Below are 14,376 nucleotides of genomic sequence, written 5' to 3' on the forward strand. Positions count from 1 at the left end.
CACTTTAAGGGATGTATTTGGAGGAGCCCCGCAATATTTTTACGGGGTAAGAATAACTTTTAGAGACTCCTTGCCTGATTTCATCATTTCAAAGCCTTTTTCAAATTCCTCAAGCGGTAATTTATGAGTCACGACTCCTTCAGTCGGCAGGGATCCGTCGGCAATTCCTTCAATCACTATTGGATAGCAGTATGGCCCAAGATGCGATCCATAGATATCCAGTTCCTTACGATCGCCTATTATACTCCAATCAATCGTTACTGAGTCTTTAAAGACACTGAATTCAACAAAACGGCCTAGTTTTCGGATCATGTGCAATCCTTGTTCAACAGATTTTGGATGTCCTGTTGCCTCAATGTAGACATCACATCCATATCCATCAGTCATGTTTTTAATCTCTTCGACAACATTTACTTTTGCCGGATTCAACACAATATCTGCACCGAATTGTTTTGCGAGCTCTAATCTTTCATCTATTAAATCAAGGACAATTAGTTTTCTTGGTCCTGATTTTTTAGCAGCCCCAACCATGCCTAAGCCTAATGTTCCGGCTCCGGAGATGACCACAACATCTTCTAGCTGTATTTTTGCTCTTTGTACAGCATGAACAGAACAAGCATAAGGTTCAATGAGAATGGCCTTTTCAAGCGGAATTTCTTTAGGCACTTTATGATTAATAGCATTTGCAGGGAATTTCATGTACTGTGCCATACCCCCGTTAACATTTTTCTGGAAGCCATAAATGTCGTGCCTTTCACACATCCAATATTCACCGCGGCGGCAAAAGCGGCAATGGCTGCAAGGAACGATTTGTTCGGAAATCAAGCGATCACCAATGCTATATTCAGTCACGCCTTCACCAAGTGCGACAACTTCACCCAGAAACTCGTGTCCTGGAATAACAGGCTCCTTTACATACTTTGGCTGCGTTTCACTTCCCCAAAACATTGGAGCGCCTTCCCAAGCCTTGACATCCCCTGCACAAATACCGCATGCTTCTACCTTAATGACAACTTCGCCTTTTTCAGGGATTGGCACCTCTATATTTTCTAATCGATAATCTTTAGGTCCATAACAAACAAGTGCTTTCATTTCTTTTGGCAGATTTGGCAGATTTGACATATTAAAATCCCTCCCTAGTTAGTGTTTAAAAGGTTTAATGCTTTAATAGTTTTAACCCGGGGTGTCGCCCAGAAAGCTCATACCTTTCTTCTCTTAATTTAACAAGTGTTTTTACTTGTTCATCTGACAGCTCTTTAGGTTCTGGCAGTTTTGTTGTCAGAAATAACAATTTTGCGTAATACTCCATTGTTTCCATTTTAAAATAAGCATTATTTAAATCACTGCCATAAGTTAATGCACCATGATTAGCTAACAAAATAGCATCATAATCCTTAAGGTAAGGAGAGATAGAATTAGGCAATTCTTCTGTAGATGGTGTTCCGTATTCCGCAATTGGCACTTCCCCCAGCATAATCGTTGATTCAGGCATGATTTGTTTATTAAGCGGAATCCCGCAAACAGCAAAGGCGGTTGCATGCAAGGGATGTGCATGAACAACAGCATGAATATCTTTCCTCTCAGCGTATACCCGGAGATGCATTTTAATTTCAGAAGAAGGTTTTAAATCGTTAACATTTTTTTCAATTAATTCTCCTTGACCGTCAATTTTACAAATCATTTCAGGTGACATATATCCTTTAGATACGCCAGTTGGTGTGCAAAGCAAGACATTATCGCTTAACTTTATTGAAATATTTCCATCATTGGCTGCACCCATATCTTTCATGTACATTCGCTTGCCAATGTCACAAATTTGTTCCCTTAATAATTTTTCTTGATCAACCATGAAAAAACAATCTCTCCTTTCAATTGCCTGATTTGTTTAAATATTAAACCTAGTTTTCTTTATTGTCAACATAAACAAAGATAAAATATATTTTTTAATGTTGATTGTTGTTGTATTTTTAGTATAATAATAAAAAAGCTTTTGAAAAAGAGAGGGCTTATGATGAATCAACCAAAAGTTAATTTGGCCTTTGATATAGGAGCTTCAAGCGGAAGAATAATAGCCGGTTTTTACCAAAACAATAAAATACACACCGAAGAAGTCTATCGTTTCAAAAATGAACCAATTATAGTTAATAATAAGCGATGTTGGGATTTGAAAGAAATCTATCATCAACTCACCTTAGGGTTGAAAGCGGCTTCAAGTAGATATCGAAATATTGCGAGTATTGGTGTTGACACTTGGGGATTGGACTATTGTCTGCTGGATGATGAGATGAACCCCTTACACACGCCTATTAATTACAGAGATGATAGAACAGAAGGCATTCCGGAAGAATTGCCTATCCCTTTCGAATCATTTTATGATAAAACCGGTATTCAATTTATGCGATTTAATACAGTTTACCAATTATACAGTGATTTTAAGGAGAACCCTGACTATTATCAAAAGGCAGCGCACTTACTATTTATACCGGACTTAATCAATCATTTTTTAACAGGCAGTTCATTAATGAATGAATACACAGTGGCTACGACAAGTCAATTAATCAATGCTTATACAAAGAACTGGGATGATGAATTAATTGAACAGCTTGGATTTCCGAAACGAATCTTTAAAGATATCATTTCTCCCGGCGAAACGGCTGGACTTTTACGGCACGATCTTGCTGAAGAAACCGGCATTAAGCCGATCCCTGTTATTTCAGTTGGGAGTCATGATACTGCAAGTGCTGTTGCGGGAATTCCTTTACGGTCAAAAGAAAGTGCTTACTTAATTTGCGGTTCCTGGTCATTAATTGGTATTGAAACTGAATCTCCTATTATTACCCCGGAATCCTTGACGTATAACTTAACAAATGAAGGCGGTGTATTTAACACTTTTCGTGTTCTTAAAAACATTAATGGCACTTATTTGTTACAGCAACTTAAAAAATGTTATAACAAAAGTAGTCATGATGCGATAGACTTTCCAGATATTATACAAGCAGCTAAAGATGCGGTTAACCGGCATTTTATTATCGAACCTAACCATTCGTTATTTATGTCATCAGATCATATTATTAATGATATTAGAGAATATTGCAGATCAAACAAACAAGGGATACCTAACACTTTAGGAGAATACGCCATAGCCATCTATAATGGATTGACGAACGAATTCAGCCAGCAGATAAAACATTTGGAAGCAGTTCTTAATCACCCCATCGAAACAATTCATATGGTCGGCGGAGGCAGTCAAGATCAATTGCTGTGTCAAATAACTGCAGATCTTACTCAAAAGAAGGTTATTAGCGGTCCGGTTGAATCAAGCGCCTTAGGCAATATTTGCATGCAAATGTATGCGCTTAATCAATTGTCTTCACTTTCAGAAATACGGCAACTTATATTAAACTCAAGTCATTTAAATGTCTATGAACCTACATTAACAACTTAGAGGAGAAAATGTCATGTTACCTGGAGAAAGAAAACAAAAAATAACTGATCTTATTCGTACTGAAAAAAAGGTCTACGTCTCAAAATTAAGCCAGGAATTCAATGTAACTGAAGAAACGATAAGAAGAGATTTGGAAAAGTTAGAAAAGGAAGGCATTGCCGTCAGAACTTACGGAGGAGCCATTTTAAATCGCAGCACAGACGAAGATTTACCGTATATCACCCGGAAAACCTTAAATATAGAATTAAAAAGAAAGATTGCTGCAAAGGTTGAACCCCTGATCAATGATGGGGACTGCGTGATGATTGGCCCAGGTTCTACAGACTTCGAAGCAGCAGCACATTTATATAATAAACAAAACTTAACTTTGATCTCTAATTCTATTAGAGTTCTAAATGAACTTGCAGACACACAACACCATATTATTTCAACTGGCGGAAACTTAAGAGGAAGGTCACATTCGTTAGTTGGTCCGGCAGCCGAAGCAACCGTAAAAAGATATAACGCTGATAAATACCTATTCAGCTGTAAAGGCTTGGACCTTGAAAAGGGCATTACTGAATCAAATGAGCCCGAAGCTGAACTAAAAAAGGCCATGCTGGAAAGCTCTAAAATGAATATTTTATTAGTTGATCATACTAAATTTAACAGTGTCTCATTTATAAATTTGTGCAATTTTGACCAGATTTCAGTTTTAGTAACGGACAAAATGCCGCCAGAAGAATGGAAAGAAAAATTAAGTAAGCACAATATAGAATTAATTTATTAACATATTAATATCTCTGTTATAAAAAAGGCAAAGTCTTCTAAGCTTTAGCTTTATATCAAAAGGAAATATTTTAACACTAAGTTATTTCCATTAATTAAACGTTTGTTTAATCTAAAACCACGTTATTAAAAGGTCTATCCACTTAAAAACCTTTAAGAACATACAACGGCAGCTAAATAGAGTCTATCATATCATTTAAAATATTGAGTGGACTTTTTTAGTAAAAGTTATCGCTTGATTTAAATTTACAGAAGAAGAGACATGCCTTATACATGTCTCTTTCTGCCCTTTTTCCCTCTATCCTTTCATCTTCACGTTATACGCAACATCCTTCGAAGCTTTTACAAGTTCGGTTGTTTCAACGTCGTCATCATCAAATATTGCTTTTGGCAGTGCCGAATAGCTGCCCCAATAGTAGGTAATAAGGGAAACGCTTACAATCATAATGAGATCCCAAGGCTGTTTAAGTATCTCTGTTCCCCCGAATAATCCAAGATAGGATATGAGAATCATTGCCGCATAATAGAAGACAAGCCATAGTGATGATTTGATTTGTTGTGCAAAGTTTACTGTTTTAGTAGGTACAAACTTTTTAAAGAATAAATAAATGATCAACATAACAATTTGTGAACCAAGCAGCCAAGAGATTGTCTGCCAGCCGGACCAGTAGACGATGAGTGAAGCAACAATAAACGATATCGGACCGAGAATGGCCATCCCTTTCAAATAAAACGGACGCGGTAAATCCCGGGCATTACGGCGAAAAGCGGCTGCAGAAATCGGAGCGAAAGCGTAACTTAATATTAGAGCCGCTGACACAACACTGATTAACGTATCCCATGATGGGAATGGCAATGTCCAGAAAATAGCGAGAAGGAAAGATAACCATACTGCAGGCCGCGGGATGCCGGATTTCTCATCAACCTTTCCAAAGATTTTGAATAATGTTCCGCTGCGTGCCCAGCCGTATACAATTCTCGGTGTTGTCGACATATAGATGTTTCCTGTTCCGCTTGGGGAAATGATGGCATCGGAAACAATAAAATAAGTCAGCCACCCTAATCCAAGAACAGAAGCAATATCTTTAAATGGCAGACTGAATTTCTTATCAATGCCTGACCATCCCTCCGTTAACATATGCGTCGGCACACTTCCAAGAAATGCCATTTGCAGCAGCACATAGACCAATGTAGATAAAACAACAGATAATATTAAAGCAATCGGTATCGTTCGCTGAGGTTTTTTTGCTTCACTCGCAACCGAGACAATAGGCGTTAAACCTAAGTAGGCGAAGATAACCCCGCCTGTCGAGATCGCCGATTCTATACCGAAAGACCCGGACGGCGCAAACCCGTGAATTGAAAAATTCGCTGTTTTTAGTTGTGTTAATAAAACAATAATAGTAAGAGCGGGAACGAAAAATTTAAAGATAGTTACAATCGTGTTTGATTTAGCAAATGTTTTGACACTGAAATAATTGAGGAGGAAAAAGATACATAGTATACCAAATTGGACAAACCATCCTGTCACAGTCGGCAGGCTGGATCCTTTTTGTGTTAAACCCGGCAACCAAGCCGCGGCATATTGGCGGGCTGCTTCAACCTCAATAGCTATCAGACTTGAATAAGCTATTAAAGTTATAAAACCGATAAGATAGCCGATAAGGGGACCATGGGAGTAGACCGGATAACGAACAACGCCGCCTGCGCGGGGAATAGCTGCCCCAAGCTCACAATACACTAATCCTAACAAGAGAATGGCAAAACCGCCAATCACCCATGAAAGGATGCCCGCCGGACCCGCCAATGAGCCGACATGGCTTGCGGCAAAGAGCCAGCCTGAACCGAATATGGCTCCAAACCCTATAAATGTAAGGTCTAATAAAGAAAGCTGTCGCTTAAATTTCCCTTGGGATGGCATAGACAATCACCTCTCTATTAATCTGAGTATTATTTTTGACCAAAGTGAAACTTCCATCAGTGGGGGTTTTGTTCATCCCTCACTATGGTTAGTTGAACTTATCGGGGTGTTAGCGAAGCAGCTGCTTGAATAACCCCCTTGCAATTTGCGACGAGCTTAGATTAACTTCTTTGAAAGTTCGTCGCGCAGGAGCACTCCGTTATCTCCCGCCTAAACTTCAGCGCTTAAACTCAAGTTTTGAGGCGGGAGTTTTACGGACGGTTTCACCGGGATAAACTTATTAGCTGCCTTGCGGTGAGAAGCATAGTTACTTTAATAAATATACGTTCGCAATGGGTATATGACTGCGAATTTAACGAGTTAATCCTCCACTAAATTCACCCAAATACTTTTGACTTCTGTATAGTTATCAAGGGCGTAGGATCCCATTTCACGGCCGATGCCTGATTGTTTGAAGCCGCCAAACGGTGATGCCGCATTTTCTAAGTTATAATCATTGATCCAGACCGTTCCAGCCTTAAGTTTATTGGCCACATTATGGCCAGTTTTGATGTTTTCGGTCCATACCGCCGCTGCCAAGCCGTATGGCGTATGATTGGCCCGCTGAATAACTTCCTCGACAGTATCAAATGGCAAAACAGCAACAACCGGTCCGAAAATTTCTTCTTGGGCGATGACCATATCATCCGTCACATCGGCAAAAATTGTCGGTTGGACGTAGTAGCCTTTGTCAAATGGCTTTTCCCCGCCTGCAGCGACTCTTGCGCCTTCTTTCTTCCCTTTTTCGATATAACCAAGTACGCGTTCTTGCTGTTCTTTTGAAACGAGCGGGCCCATTTCACTTTTTGAATCAAGGCCCGGACCTAATATAACCTTATTTGCGAGTTCCGCCAGTTCATTAACCACATGTTCATAATGCTTGCGGTGAACAAACACCCTTGAACCTGCGCTGCAGTTTTGTCCGTGATTATACATAATTCCGTCAAAGGCGCCTTGAATGGCCTTTGAAATATTAGCATCTTCCAAAATGATATTCGGTGATTTCCCGCCAAGCTCTAACGTGACATGTTTTACCGTATCTGTTGCCTGGCGCATAATAGATTTACCTACAACGGTTGAACCTGTAAATGCGACTTTATCAACATCTTTATGGTTCACAATCGCTGCACCCGCTGTTTCCCCGTAGCCAGGAACAAAGTTAACAACACCATCAGGAAAACCTGCTTCTTTAAATAATTTAGCGGTATAAATCAGTGACAGCGGTGTTTGTTCTGCAGGTTTTAAAACAACGGTACAGCCGGTTGCGAGAGCCGCTCCCAGTTTCCAAGCGGCCATTAATAGCGGATAATTCCATGGAATGATTTGGCCGACGACACCGATTGGTTCATGGCGTGTATAGTTTAAATAGTCCGGTGAAATCGGTATCGTTTGACCTAGAACCTTTGTTGCCCAGCCCGCATAATAGCGGAAATGATCAACCGTTCCCGGAATATCATCCTCTAATGCCAATTGATACGGCTTACCGTTATCTAAAGCCTCTAACTGGGCAAGCTCCTCTTTATTTTCATCAATTAAATCGGCAAGCTTGTAAATTAAATGCGCACGCTCTGCGGTGGTTAACTTAGACCATGACCCTTCTTCAAAGGCTTTACGCGCTGCTTTAACTGCCAGGTCCACATCCTCCTCTTGGGCCTCGCTGACAACAGCCAGCACATCTTCGGTTGCCGGATTAATCGTTTCAAATGTTTTTCCGCTTACAGCCGGTACGAATTTTCCATCTATAAAGAGTTCAATATTCCCTTCTAAGAATGCTTTTACTTTCGGCTTCAATTCAATTTCCGTTGTTAACAATGCAATCTCCCTCCATTTTCGTTAGATAATTGCCCGTTTTTTTATTTTTTGAGGGTAAAACCCCCACGTTTAACAAGACATAGGGAATATTTATCAATTAGATGGGGGTTGACCCCCACCCAGTTCCCCTATGTTTTAGCTGTCATGGAGCAAGTGACTTACTTTTGCAAGGTTAATAGATTTTCTAAAATATTCTCCAGTTTTGCCGCTTCATCAACCGTTAATGGCAAACGCGGCTTGCGGGATGGGCCGCCTGCCAGACCTTTTAAATCCATGACATATTTGATAATTTGCACATACTTTCCTGATGCCTCGATAAAGTTACAAAGCGGCAAGACCTTGTCATATAACTCCCACGCCTTATCAAATTCCTTGTTCTGGACTGCATCAAAGAGCTCAGTGACCAGCTTTGGCACGGCATTTCCAGCAACCGAAATCCACCCGGTTGCCCCGACCATAAAGGATTCAAGAACTAAATCATCTGCACCGCAAAAGGTTTGAATGTCCCCTTTTCCTTGTCTGGAAATATCGCGAACTTTACGGATGTCACCGCTCGATTCTTTGACATGAGTGATATTTTCAACATCGCGTCCAACACGAAGGATCGTTTCTGTACTAATGTCGACACCTGATGTAAAAGGGTTGTTATATATCATAATCGGAAAACTGACCGATTCAGCGACAGCCTTGAAGTGTTGATAGATTTCCTCTTCCTTTGGATGAGCATAGAAGGAATTAATTAATAATGCCCCGTCTGCACCGGCTGACTCCGCTTGCTGAGTATACTCGATGGCTTCCTTCGTTGTTTCAGCGGCTGTTCCAACGAGAAGAGGAACCCTGCCATTAACTTCAGCGACCGCTGTTTCTACAACTCGAAAACGCTCTTCCTTTGTTAAGCTGACAAACTCACCTGTACTGCCGTTAACAACTAATCCGGCAACACCTTCATTAATAAAATAATTAATGTTCCTTTTTAATCCTTCCCAATCAATCTCTTCCTGTTCGTTCATTGGGGTAATGATAACGGGATAAGCGCCTTTGAATTCTTTTGCCATGTCGTTCTCCTCCTTGAATCATTTATTTTTAAAGATTTTATTTGAACCTGCTTAACTCGCTCCTAATCTTAGAAAGTTGCTCCTAATTAACGAAATTCACTCTTAAATCATCGAAGTTCGCTCTTAAATCCTTAAATTTCGCTCTTAAATCATCGAATCTCGCTCTCAAACACCGTAAGACCCTAAAACCTATTTCAGCAGAAATCCTGATTCATGCGGATCGCTCGGATCGATGAAAAATTGATGCAGTCCTGTAATAAAAGCCTTACCTGTGATTTGCGGTATTATCGCTTGAAATTGCTCGACCATCGTTTTACCCGTCACCTTTCCGGTAAATTGGCTGCCAATGATACTTTCATTGATAAACGGCGTCTTATCCGTTAGCTTCCCTTGTTCATAGAGACTTGCTAACAGAGCGCACGTCCCTGTTCCGCAGGGTGAACGGTCAATTTGCTGATCGGCAAAAATTGTCACTGTTCTGACATCTGAATCTGCCTTTTGCGGTTTGTCAGTAAAAATCACACCGTAAATACCGTTAATATTCTCTTCAAGCGGATGCTGGATGGACCATTTCCTTTCGATGTCTTCCTTGATCTTTTTGGCTGCTTCTTGAATCTTTGCTAACTGCGAAATGTCCACACTTAAACCTAAATCTTCTGCTCTCACAATCGCATAAAATGCTCCGCCATACGCGATTGTCACACCAACGTTTTGATCAAGCAGGAGATCTTTTTCAAAAACAAATGATGGCACATTTTCGAATGTTACAGATGAGACTTCCGAGCCTTTACAGTCGGCATGAGCGATAATATGACCGGCGGGCGAATCAATGACAATCCGTTGCTCAGGGCCGGTTACTGTTAACTGGCCTGTTTCAATTAAAGCCGTGACCACCGCAATCACACCATGGCCGCACATCGTACTTAACCCCTCGTTGTGCATAAACAGGACACCAAAGTAAGCATTGTCACTGATAGGCGGCGTCACGACACAACCATACATGCCATGATGCCCCCTTGGCTCGTACATGAGCTTTCTGCGAATGGGATCCAAGTGATCATTGAAAAATGCCCTTTTCTCCAGCATGGTATTTCCTTTTATAAAAGGGATACCGCTTGTGATGATTCGGAGGGGTTCTCCTGCTGTATGTGTATCAATCGTAGAAAAGTGTTGGTTGAATTGCATATTTTGCCCTCCCTTCTAGTGCCCTGCCATTGGCGGAATTAATAGAAAGCCGTCATTTAATTCATCTTCAGGCTGATAGAAAAATTGATGCATGCCCATTACCCAGGCAGATCCTGTAATCTCACAAACAACCGCATCCAGCTCCCCTATTTTTGTTGTTTCAATAATTCTTCCTTTAAATAAGGAACCGACGATACTTTCGTGTACAAATGAGTCACCGATGGCTAACTGATTTTGTGAGTACAGCGTCGCCATCTTGGCGCATGTTCCTGTACCGCATGGAGAGCGGTCAATCCCGCCCGGCGGAACAACAACCGTATTTTTTACATCAGCCAGTTCGTTAGACGGATCGGTATAAAATTCGACATGAGTTAACTTGTTAATAAATGGCGCCTCTGGATGGACAACGTCAGTCGAAGCATTAATAGCATCTCTAATCTTCACCGCTGTAGACACGATCACTAAACCATTGGCCGGAGTCAGTTCCAAACCAAGCTCCCTCGCATCTGTAATAGCATAAAAGTTGCCGCCGTAAGCGATGTCACATTTGACGATGCCGATTTCTGGAACGTCAACCTCGACCCTTTTTAATAAAAACGCCGGAACGTTGCAAAACGTCACATCTTTGACTTTGCCATCTTCCAGACGAATGGTTGCTTCAACTAAACCCGCCGGTGTATCAAGCTTCAATGTTTTAACTGGTTCGTCCGTCTCAATGAGCCCTGCTTCTGCCAGCGCGGTACAGACACCGATCGTATCATGGCCGCACATTGGGAGATAACCGCCTGTTTCAATGTAAATCACGCCAAAATCGGCCTCAGGATGACAAGGTTCTACCAGCAACGCCCCCGACATGACCTCGTGTCCGCGCGGTTCATACATTAAAAAGATACGGATCCAGTCATACTCCGCTTTCATATGAAGCATTTTCTCGGACATAGTCTTACCTTTTAACGGCGGCATCCCGCTAATAACTGTTCTTGTCGGGTTCCCGCCCGTATGTGTATCAATTGTTGAAAAAACTTTTGCCGCCTTCACTTTACAGTCACCCCTTTCTTAAAACGGTCTAGCGCAACCGGTTGATAAGGAATAATCGTTTGAGATTCTTCACGGATTAATTCCTCAATTAATTTTCCAGTGACAGCTGCCAAACTGATGCCGTCCCCTTCATGACCCGCCGCAATATAAAACCCCGGGACCTCCTCAACGCGGGAAACGATCGGTAAGTGATCTTCCGTCCACGGACGCAGTCCCGCATAGGTACGAATTAAAGTCATATCGGCCATTTTCGGGTAAAAGCGCACAGCCCGCCTAGCCATACATTTCACAACCTTCATATCTACTCTTGTATTGAACCCTGCAAACTCCCGGCTTGAGCCGATCAGGAAGTTTTGGCTTTCCGTCGGTTCAAACACTAAGGCAACGCCATATTTCTCCGTTTCCGCGTCAACTTGACGTTCACCGCCAAATTTGGAGATCAGGTAACCAAACTCCATCACCTTCCGCAACCCAACAGGCTGCTGCCTTGAAGCGACAATAATATGCCCTTTTCTCGGTTTTATCGGGACTTCGACGTCAACCATTCCGCCAATCACCGGCGACCAAACCCCTGCAGCATTAACAACCTTCTCTGCAGTAAATGTCCCATTCGTTGTTTCAATAGTGAAATGCTTTTTCTTTGTGATCGATTTCACTTCGGTATGATTAACAACGCGGGCGCCGTATTTTTTAGCTTTATCAATGAGTGAGTACGTCATTAAATATGGATTAACGGTAGAGTCTGTTTCACACTCCAAGCCGCCTAATAAATCATCGGCAAAATAAGGGGACTCCTGGCGAATATCAGAACGGTCCAACATCCGGAAAGGCAAGCCCGCCTCTTTCTGTTTTGCGACCCATTGCTCGGCCGCTTCCATTTCAGCCTCTGTTTCACACACCAAAATACTGCCGGGTGCGCGATATTCAAATGGTAAATCCAGTTCCTTGCTCAGCTCAGCCACTAATTCTTGGCTTTTCAAAGACATTTGACTGTCAAATCCGGGATCTTTATCAATGGCAAGGATGTTCCCGTCGCATTTAGATGAAGTGCCGCTTGCCAGCTCCCCCTTCTCAAGCATCAGGCAATCAATGCCAGCTTTAGCCACGTAGTAACTAATAGCGCTTCCGATAATCCCGCCGCCAATGATGATTACTTCCGCATGCTGTTTCGTGCTCATGTTCTCCCTCCTCTCCAACCAATCTTATAAACTGCAATATCCATGCCACCTATTCGCTTTTAGATCACGACCATTTCATTGCTTAATTCCTGTAAAAATGTTTATACTGTTTAAATTATTGTGTAAAATATTTTATATAGTGTTAAAATTCTTTTACACATTTAAGGCTGCTGGAAGGAGAATAAAGATGTACCATCACTTACCTTCACTCGAAAAACTGATTGCCGCTGACTTTCATATACTCCAAACAAAAAATGAGCATGTATCCAGTGCTAAGTTGCCTTTATTCATTTCTGAGGAGCCGTTTTACTACGATAATGAAAGCAAAACATGGAAAAGGAGTACATTTATTGACTCGAAAGTATGTATTGCCGATATACTGCCCCTTTTAAAGCGGCACCATATCCTGATTGTAAAAGATGAGACCGGGGAGATTATCGGCTATCTATCAGCTTATAAAGTTTGCGAGGGACTCCTTCACTCCCTCCAATACGTTGAGGCCTTTTTTCAGACAGTCCTTGACACCGTTGACGCCTCGATTACTGCGATTGATGAGCATAGCATCGTCCAAATATGGACAGAGGGCGCTGAGAATATTTTCTCGTATAAACAATGCGAGGTAATCGGCAAGCCTATTACTGACTTTTTTAACATGGATCACTTAGAAATCACGCAAACATTACAAAAAGGAAAAAAACTGCACGGCCATCAACATAAGGCGCGCGAAGATTTAACCGTGCTGATTAACTCGTCTCCTGTCTATTTAAAAGATAAAATCGTCGGTGCCGTTGTTTCCGAAACCGACATCACGAGACAAGTCAGACTTAATCAGGAATTGTTCAACGTGTCATCGAAAATGCATCAGCTTGAACAAAAAGTGGCGAAATTAAGCCCTCCTGAAGACCCTTTTCAAAAGATCAAAGGCAGCAGTCAGATGATAAAAAACACGATTGAACGGGCCAAAAAGGTTTGTGTAACGGAGGCGCCCGTCCTTATCCTCGGCGAAAGCGGTGTCGGCAAAGAATTATTTGCCAAAGCCATCCATGAGACAAGAGAAAAAGGCAATGCACCCTTTATTCCAATCAATTGCGGTGCGATTCCTTCATCGCTTTTTGAAAGTGAACTATTCGGTTATGAGAAAGGCGCCTTTTCAGGGGCAGATTCACGCGGTAAAAAGGGGAAAATTGAATTAGCGAGAGGCGGCACCCTCTTTTTAGACGAGATCGGGGAAATGCCTTTAGATATGCAAGTGAAGCTTCTTCGTGTTTTACAAGAAAAGCGTTACTTTCCTGTCGGGGGAACAAAGGAAATCGACGCTGATTTTCGTGTGATAGCAGCAACGAACCGCGATTTAGCAGGAATGGTTAATGACAATAAGTTTAGAGAAGACTTATATTACCGGCTGAACATTGTGAATATCCGGATACCGCCCCTGCGTGAACGTTATGAGGATGTCATTGAACTGAGCCACTTTTTCTTCTATGAATTTTCTGTCCGTTATAACAGGCAGCTGCACGGAATATCGCAAGACATTATGCAAGAGTTCCTGCGGTATGAATGGCCCGGCAATATCAGAGAACTGCGGAATATGGTTGAGCGGCTCGTTGTTTTCGCCACAGACGGCTATATTAAACGGGAAGACTTAGGGTTTTCACCTGTTCAACAGGATCAGCACAAATCATCCCTTTACAATAGTGAGGATGATCCTCGCATCAATCTTGATCCATCATTGAGTTTAAGTGAACAACTTGGACAATATGAAAAGAAAATCATTTTAGACACATTAAAACAAAATAACGGTAATAAGCAAGCCGCCGCTAATCAACTCGGCATTACCCGTGTCACCTTATATAATCGAATGAAAAAATTAGACATTTAATCGAACACCTCCGTTTTGGCTTGTTTCTTGCATGTGAAAAAGCTGAAAGGGAGGTT

The 14,376-nt window shown here is 41.6% G+C and carries 11 protein-coding genes; 3 read left to right on the plus strand and 8 right to left on the minus strand.

Translation table 11 applies throughout. The annotated features are described in order from the left end of the window. Nucleotides 1–39 precede the first annotated feature (39 nt). A complete protein-coding gene (locus ACFQRG_RS21630) occupies nt 40–1,122 on the minus strand; it encodes an MDR/zinc-dependent alcohol dehydrogenase-like family protein (protein ID WP_380970234.1) in 1,083 nt (360 codons plus the stop codon). A 34-nt stretch (nt 1,123–1,156) separates the two neighbouring features. Further along, on the minus strand, nt 1,157–1,849 hold the full coding sequence (locus tag ACFQRG_RS21635) for a class II aldolase/adducin family protein (RefSeq protein WP_380970236.1): 693 nt from the start codon (nt 1,847–1,849) through the stop codon (nt 1,157–1,159). 159 nt (nt 1,850–2,008) lie between these two features. Here ACFQRG_RS21635 and ACFQRG_RS21640 point away from each other — a divergent pair, with 159 nt between their 5' ends. After that, nucleotides 2,009–3,445 carry a rhamnulokinase gene (locus ACFQRG_RS21640; RefSeq protein WP_380970240.1) on the plus strand — a complete coding sequence of 479 codons (1,437 nt, stop codon included), beginning with the start codon at nt 2,009–2,011 and terminating at the stop codon, nt 3,443–3,445. 13 nt (nt 3,446–3,458) lie between these two features. Further along, nucleotides 3,459–4,214 (plus strand): DeoR/GlpR family DNA-binding transcription regulator, encoded by a 756-nt coding sequence (locus tag ACFQRG_RS21645; RefSeq protein ID WP_380970243.1) that lies wholly within the window; start codon nt 3,459–3,461, stop codon nt 4,212–4,214. Nucleotides 4,215–4,511: 297 nt separating this feature from the next. On the opposite strand, the gene ACFQRG_RS21650 is transcribed toward ACFQRG_RS21645, so the two are convergent. From ACFQRG_RS21650 to ACFQRG_RS21675, 6 genes are all read right to left on the minus strand, one after another. After that, nucleotides 4,512–6,134, minus strand: coding sequence for an APC family permease (locus ACFQRG_RS21650; protein WP_380970246.1), 1,623 nt, complete (start codon nt 6,132–6,134; stop codon nt 4,512–4,514). A 360-nt stretch (nt 6,135–6,494) separates the two neighbouring features. Next, complete coding sequence (locus ACFQRG_RS21655) at nt 6,495–7,985, minus strand: aldehyde dehydrogenase family protein (protein ID WP_380970249.1); 1,491 nt, start codon at nt 7,983–7,985, stop codon at nt 6,495–6,497. A 158-nt stretch (nt 7,986–8,143) separates the two neighbouring features. Then, a complete protein-coding gene (gene dapA, locus ACFQRG_RS21660) occupies nt 8,144–9,040 on the minus strand; it encodes a 4-hydroxy-tetrahydrodipicolinate synthase (RefSeq protein ID WP_380970252.1) in 897 nt (298 codons plus the stop codon). A 189-nt stretch (nt 9,041–9,229) separates the two neighbouring features. Then, nucleotides 9,230–10,225 (minus strand): proline racemase family protein, encoded by a 996-nt coding sequence (locus ACFQRG_RS21665; protein WP_380970255.1) that lies wholly within the window; start codon nt 10,223–10,225, stop codon nt 9,230–9,232. A 15-nt stretch (nt 10,226–10,240) separates the two neighbouring features. Next, on the minus strand, nt 10,241–11,263 hold the full coding sequence (locus tag ACFQRG_RS21670; protein WP_380970258.1) for a proline racemase family protein: 1,023 nt from the start codon (nt 11,261–11,263) through the stop codon (nt 10,241–10,243). Then, nucleotides 11,260–12,441 (minus strand): NAD(P)/FAD-dependent oxidoreductase, encoded by a 1,182-nt coding sequence (locus ACFQRG_RS21675; RefSeq protein ID WP_380970261.1) that lies wholly within the window; start codon nt 12,439–12,441, stop codon nt 11,260–11,262. The genes ACFQRG_RS21670 and ACFQRG_RS21675 overlap by 4 nt, the downstream gene beginning before the upstream one ends. A gap of 187 nt (nt 12,442–12,628) precedes the next feature. On the opposite strand from ACFQRG_RS21675, the gene ACFQRG_RS21680 reads away from it, so the two are divergent. After that, nucleotides 12,629–14,320 (plus strand): sigma-54 interaction domain-containing protein, encoded by a 1,692-nt coding sequence (locus ACFQRG_RS21680; protein WP_380970264.1) that lies wholly within the window; start codon nt 12,629–12,631, stop codon nt 14,318–14,320. Nucleotides 14,321–14,376 lie beyond the last annotated feature (56 nt).

Source organism: Scopulibacillus cellulosilyticus, from assembly GCF_042665295.1.
GTDB lineage: Bacteria > Bacillota > Bacilli > Bacillales > Sporolactobacillaceae > Scopulibacillus_A > Scopulibacillus_A cellulosilyticus.

Excerpts from the sequence above, each read along its gene's own strand:
- ACFQRG_RS21680 (WP_380970264.1), top strand. The coding sequence starts at position 12,629 with ATGTACCATCACTTACCTTCACTCGAAAAACTGATTGCCGCTGACTTT.
- dapA (WP_380970252.1), bottom strand. The coding sequence starts at position 9,040 with ATGGCAAAAGAATTCAAAGGCGCTTATCCCGTTATCATTACCCCAATG.
- ACFQRG_RS21630 (WP_380970234.1), bottom strand. The coding sequence starts at position 1,122 with ATGTCAAATCTGCCAAATCTGCCAAAAGAAATGAAAGCACTTGTTTGT.
- ACFQRG_RS21645 (WP_380970243.1), top strand. The coding sequence starts at position 3,459 with ATGTTACCTGGAGAAAGAAAACAAAAAATAACTGATCTTATTCGTACT.
- ACFQRG_RS21675 (WP_380970261.1), bottom strand. The coding sequence starts at position 12,441 with ATGAGCACGAAACAGCATGCGGAAGTAATCATCATTGGCGGCGGGATT.
- ACFQRG_RS21640 (WP_380970240.1), top strand. The coding sequence starts at position 2,009 with ATGATGAATCAACCAAAAGTTAATTTGGCCTTTGATATAGGAGCTTCA.
- ACFQRG_RS21635 (WP_380970236.1), bottom strand. The coding sequence starts at position 1,849 with ATGGTTGATCAAGAAAAATTATTAAGGGAACAAATTTGTGACATTGGC.
- ACFQRG_RS21650 (WP_380970246.1), bottom strand. The coding sequence starts at position 6,134 with ATGCCATCCCAAGGGAAATTTAAGCGACAGCTTTCTTTATTAGACCTT.
- ACFQRG_RS21665 (WP_380970255.1), bottom strand. The coding sequence starts at position 10,225 with ATGCAATTCAACCAACACTTTTCTACGATTGATACACATACAGCAGGA.